The following is a 5,162-nucleotide window of genomic DNA, read 5'->3' as shown; positions in this document are numbered from 1 at the left end:
TATTAAACACGCGGTAAAACGAAGTCAGTCAATTCAAACTGATTTCGCCCACCGCGTGTTTTTAACATAGCTTAATAATTAATAAGCATTAATGTTCAATTTATATGGTTGTTTTCCAATAATAAACCTAAAGATATAGAATTCACGCAATATCATGCCGACACCTATACATAATCCTAAAATGAATAGTAGTGATATCGCTAGAAAGACCATTGTATTATCCTCAAATATATTTGTATATGCAAACAATGAGTCTAGAATGATTGGATGTAATAAATAAATAAAGAATGAGAAAGCACTAATCATTTGAATCGTATTAAATAACATTGTTTTAAAATGCGTGCAAATACCCAAGATAACAATAAACATAATACTATTATATGGTGTTAATGAATATGAAAAGCTGGTAACGTTCCAATAGTCTCCATTTGCTAACGCAATAAACACAAAATAAGTAGCTACAGCTAATACAATCATAATAACTAAATAACGTTCTAAGAAATTTAATACACGTTCGTAGTTATAACCCATATATGCACCTAAAAAGAAATAAAAAATCCATCCGAATATTATAGTGTTTTCACTTAATGGATAATAGTGTAGCACGGTATCGTGAAACGCTGTGTTGTTCGTAAAGTAATATAAAAATGATTGCTGTAAAATAAAAGATAACAATAATAATATTTTACTGTTGAATAGGTTATAGTTAATTTTAAAAATGATATAACTCAAAATAAAGAATTGCATGATAACAACGATAAAATAGCCATACCATTGACCTAATAGGACATTTTCAATGAATTGTTTATTGAAACTTGAATCTGTTAATAATGATTCACTATAACTGTAAAACAATCCCATTAATATGTAAGGAATAAGTATATATTTTACGCGTGTAGTTAAGTATCTATAGGTGACTTTTTGGTAATTCAAGGTTGTCAGTAACTGTGACAAGATAATAAAGCAAGGTGTACCAAAAATCACAATATTACGAATGTAAAATTGTAATACTAAGGATCCTCCCTCCATATTTTCATGTTTTAAAGTAATTTGTGTAAGTAAATGTGTGATAATAATAATTGCACATATAATAGCACGTAAATATACGAGTTCAAGTCTAATCTTTTTCATGGAATCCGTCCCATCTCTTAATTAAATGCTCAAAAGCATCATCACTAATTAATATTCTAGGGATGTAATAATCATTGGAGTTCGGAGTGACTGCTTTTTCCTCTAATGAAAAACCGTATTTTAACCCAGCTTTTTTGATTACCGGTAATTTATCGTCATTCATCAAGCCATAAGGATAGGCTATAGTTTTCTGCGACTTTTTAAAGTTTTTAGTTAGATATTTTTCACTTTTGTTTAAATCTTTTATGATTGTAGCTTCAGAAGCTTTCATTAATTTTGACTTATTATTTTTAGATAAGTTATGCAAATCGTGGGTATGTGTTTCAAATTCCCATAACCCAGTTTTATACATTTCTTTTAGTTCTTTTTTACTAATCATATCGAGGTTGTGAAAGTTTTCTTCCCCAACATGACCTGTGATAATAAACCCAGTTGCCGGTATTTTATATTTTTTTAAGATTGGATAAGCATTTTCATAAATAGTTTCATCCATATCATCAAAGTTAATCCATACACTTCGTTTTGGAAACTTACCTTTTTTCTTGTAATATAAAAATTCTTTCAAGGTTAAAAATTTAGCATCATGTGATTTTAGCCATTTTATTTGAGATTCAAATTGTGATTGACTAACACTATAATTTTTAATTTCTTTACTACTAGAAAAGAAGTAAATAAAATTATTCAGAAAATTCGCTTTTCTTACACGGTGATAATTTAATGCCAGAGCACTATTTTCTTTATATTTCAGTTTTTTAGGTGAATCGTCATCTGCATTTGCAATATGATGACCATCCAGTGTGCTTACAGGCAATATGATCAAGATACTCAACACTAAAATTATTAATTTTCTATACTTCACGATTCTCTTCCTCTCTGCCATTTTTGAATCAATATGCTAATTGTAAAAAATACAAAAATGATAATCGCGAAAATGCCCATAGTTTCAAATATATCTAAAATTTCAGTATTTTCAATGTTTAAAGCAACACGTATTGTATTGATACTTTCGTCATGAATTTCAAATATAGTACCAATATAAACGAGTAGAACAACTAAACAATATATCCAAAAGACACACGATATAGCGATAAGTGCTGTTTCTCTTACAATATTTAGCGATGATTTTAGCGTTGGGTATTCCCTCTGTCTGGGCTTGACCATGTTGCGTAACCACCTTTCTTACGTTTTAATGCTTTTGGAAATGCGACAAGAACTACTGCTGCGTTAATAATCCAGTATACTGTCGGATACCAACTTACAAATATGAGTCCAGCCATATTCTTTTTCTCGTAGCGACTATCAATAAAGAGTGCGACTGTAAATTGAATAACGTTTATAAAAGTCATAGTAAATGATGATAGTAGAAATATTGAAAAACTATATGTCATAAATGTATAGTCTAAGAAGTTTGCTGTTATGAACAAATAGCCTAAATATAGAAGCACTATATATACCCATAAAATTGAGATGATTTGCTCAAACATCAAAATATATAAAGGAAACCTTTTCGTTTTCATTGTGCTAAAAAAGTCTCGTAGTAATACTTCGTGTCCCCCTTGAGCCCATCTCACGCGTTGCTTCCAAAGACCTCCCAATGTTTCTGGAACCAACATCCAACACATGGCAAGCGGTTCATACTTAATACGATATCCACGTAAATGCAATTTCCAAGAAACTGCAATATCTTCGGTAATCATATCAGTATCCCAGTAGCCAACGTCGACAACTGCACTTTTTTTAAATAGAGTGAAGACACCCGAAATAGTATTGACTGCGCCAGCAAGTGTCTGACTTCGCTTAATACAGCCAATTAAACTTGCATATTCTATCGTTTGAATTTTACCTAAAATAGAACTCTTATTTCGAATTCTAGGATTACCTGTAACTGCACCAAGTTTTGGATCATGTTTGAAATTCTCAATCATATAATATGGTGCATCTTGATCAACGATAGTATCTGCATCCAAGCACATTACATAATCATATGAAGCCTGTTTAATGCCTTGATTGAGTGCGTTGGCTTTACCTCTGTTTTCTTGTAAATCGACGAAAATAAAGTCATTATTTTCTTTGATTTTATAGATGAGTTCTGCTGTATTATCTGAACTTCCATCATTAATGATAATAATTTCTTTCTTCTCGTATTTGAGTGCAAGAACATTAGACAACGTATCTTCAATCGTGTCACTTTCGTTATAACAGGCAAGTAAAAATGTAATGCCTTCTAATTCATCCACATTTATGTCAGGCTTCTTGTTCAATGAATATCTAATTTCTCTGGTAAAATAGAAATAAATTGAACCGACAATCCAGTAAATAGACATAAATACAGGATAAAAAAGCAAAAAGTTAAAAAATTGCAATTTCTTTACCTACCTTTCGTTAGTTAGGTTGTAAGCCATATGGTAATTGATAGTATTTTAATTTGCAATAGATTGTTGTTATAATTAAACGGAAATATTTGTAATTGCAACTTAATTTTCCTGTAACATAGTGTGATTAATTTTCAGTAGGGGGTTATAAAAATTGAAGGATAAGATTATTGATAACGCAATAACCTTATTTTCAGAGAAGGGGTATGACGGTACAACACTTGATGATATAGCTAAAAGTGTAAATATAAAGAAAGCGAGTTTATATTACCATTTTGACTCGAAAAAAAGTATTTACGAACAAAGTGTTAAATGCTGTTTTGATTACCTTAATAATATTATTATGATGAATCAAAATAAATCGAACTATTCAATTGATGCTTTATATCAATTCTTATTTGAGTTTATTTTCGACATCGAAGAAAGGTATATTAGAATGTACGTTCAATTATCTAATACGCCTGAGGAATTTTCTGGAAATATTTACGGACAAATACAAGATTTAAATCAATCATTAAGTAAAGAGATAGCAAAATTCTATGATGAATCAAAGATAAAGATGACAAAAGAAGACTTTCAGAATTTAATATTGCTGTTTCTTGAAAGTTGGTATTTGAAAGCATCCTTTTCGCAAAAATTTGGAGCAGTGGAAGAAAGTAAAAGTCAATTCAAAGATGAAGTGTATTCGCTACTAAATATATTTTTGAAGAAATAATTTTTGTTACTAGTTTGTAATAATTAACTTACTTTTGTAAAAAAAGACATGAGATTATTTTTTTAAATCTATATAAAGTTGACAATACAAATCGATATTGAGAATATTAAGATGTATATGAATTTTATAAATTAAATGCAATACATTAATATAAATATCAATTGTTGCAAAATACGATTTGTTCAATGATTTGATAATATTATTCTTTATATTTGTGAATGGTTAAGTTTGTCTTTGAACATATTATAAAAGTGTAATGTTCCCCTGAAAAGAATAAGTTGTCATCTAATTACAGGAAATCCGCATAAATTAGATGAAATGGAAAGTAATAAGTAATAATTTATTGATAAGCGCCTATGTGATGGTAAATCATGACATAGGCGCTTTTTTTTATAAGTTAAAAATGTAAATAAAAATTATATAAATTACCCACATCTTTTTAAAAGGTGTGGGCTTTATTATCATTAACCCAACTCACAGTGACGGGTTAGGCAAGGTATTGAATTACCGAGTACGGGCACGCTCGGTGTTGTAAAGAGCAAATAATCAAGTAATGATGATGCTTCTACTCGATTATAAGAAAGCCATGATAGAGTACGATGGTATCTAGTTTTATTATTAATAGGTTTGGATATTTGAAGTTGGACAATATTATATCTTGCACAAAAATATAAATAAGTTATACATAACGGTAGAGAATCATGATATAATTTTAAACGATAAAATATTTATATAAATAATTAGAGAAAATGTAGTTGTGTATGTTTTGTGGTCGTTAAACTAGATATAATTGTCCGATTTATAAAACATACATAATGAATACAATGATTGATTATGTGGAGGAAACCATGAAAGAAAAGTTTGATTTAGTAAAACTATTAAATATTCTAAAGAAGAATATTAAATTATTGCTTATTTTACCGGCAATATGTCTTGTAGTAAGT

Annotated in this window: 5 protein-coding genes and 1 pseudogene; 2 read left to right on the top strand and 4 right to left on the bottom strand. The window is 29.2% G+C overall.

Annotated elements, in window-relative coordinates:
* Window positions 1–78 precede the first annotated feature (78 nt).
* The 4 genes from icaC to icaA are packed head-to-tail and all read right to left on the bottom strand — an operon-like array spanning window position 79 to window position 3,494.
* Window positions 79–1,131, bottom strand: coding sequence for a polysaccharide intercellular adhesin biosynthesis/export protein IcaC (gene icaC / locus IDG60_RS05650; RefSeq protein ID WP_000723836.1), 1,053 nt, complete (start codon window positions 1,129–1,131; stop codon window positions 79–81).
* Window positions 1,118–1,990, bottom strand: coding sequence for an intercellular adhesin biosynthesis polysaccharide N-deacetylase (gene icaB / locus IDG60_RS05645; protein ID WP_000877369.1), 873 nt, complete (start codon window positions 1,988–1,990; stop codon window positions 1,118–1,120). The genes icaC and icaB overlap by 14 nt, the downstream gene beginning before the upstream one ends.
* The gene (gene icaD / locus IDG60_RS05640; RefSeq protein WP_000240580.1) at window positions 1,987–2,292 is read right to left on the bottom strand and encodes an intracellular adhesion protein IcaD; all 306 of its coding nucleotides are present in this window, start codon (window positions 2,290–2,292) and stop codon (window positions 1,987–1,989) included. Before icaD ends, icaB begins: the two co-directional genes overlap by 4 nt.
* A complete protein-coding gene (icaA, locus tag IDG60_RS05635; RefSeq protein WP_001159427.1) occupies window positions 2,256–3,494 on the bottom strand; it encodes a poly-beta-1,6 N-acetyl-D-glucosamine synthase IcaA in 1,239 nt (412 codons plus the stop codon). Before icaA ends, icaD begins: the two co-directional genes overlap by 37 nt.
* 163 nt (window positions 3,495–3,657) lie before the next feature.
* Between icaA and icaR the strand changes: the two genes are divergently transcribed.
* The gene (gene icaR, locus IDG60_RS05630) at window positions 3,658–4,218 is read left to right on the top strand and encodes an ica operon transcriptional regulator IcaR (protein ID WP_000653261.1); all 561 of its coding nucleotides are present in this window, start codon (window positions 3,658–3,660) and stop codon (window positions 4,216–4,218) included.
* 848 nt (window positions 4,219–5,066) lie between these two features.
* Window positions 5,067–5,162: pseudogene (locus IDG60_RS05625) on the top strand (capsule biosynthesis protein CapA); the annotation flags it as partial.

The sequence above is a fragment of the Staphylococcus sp. EG-SA-2 genome (assembly GCF_017152085.1).
This window is presented reverse-complemented; position numbering and strand designations above follow the sequence as displayed.

What these genes read in the sequence shown, in the direction of transcription:
- icaC (WP_000723836.1), bottom strand. Translation starts at nt 1,131, where the DNA reads ATGAAAAAGATTAGACTTGAACTCGTATATTTACGTGCTATTATATGT.
- icaD (WP_000240580.1), bottom strand. Translation starts at nt 2,292, where the DNA reads ATGGTCAAGCCCAGACAGAGGGAATACCCAACGCTAAAATCATCGCTA.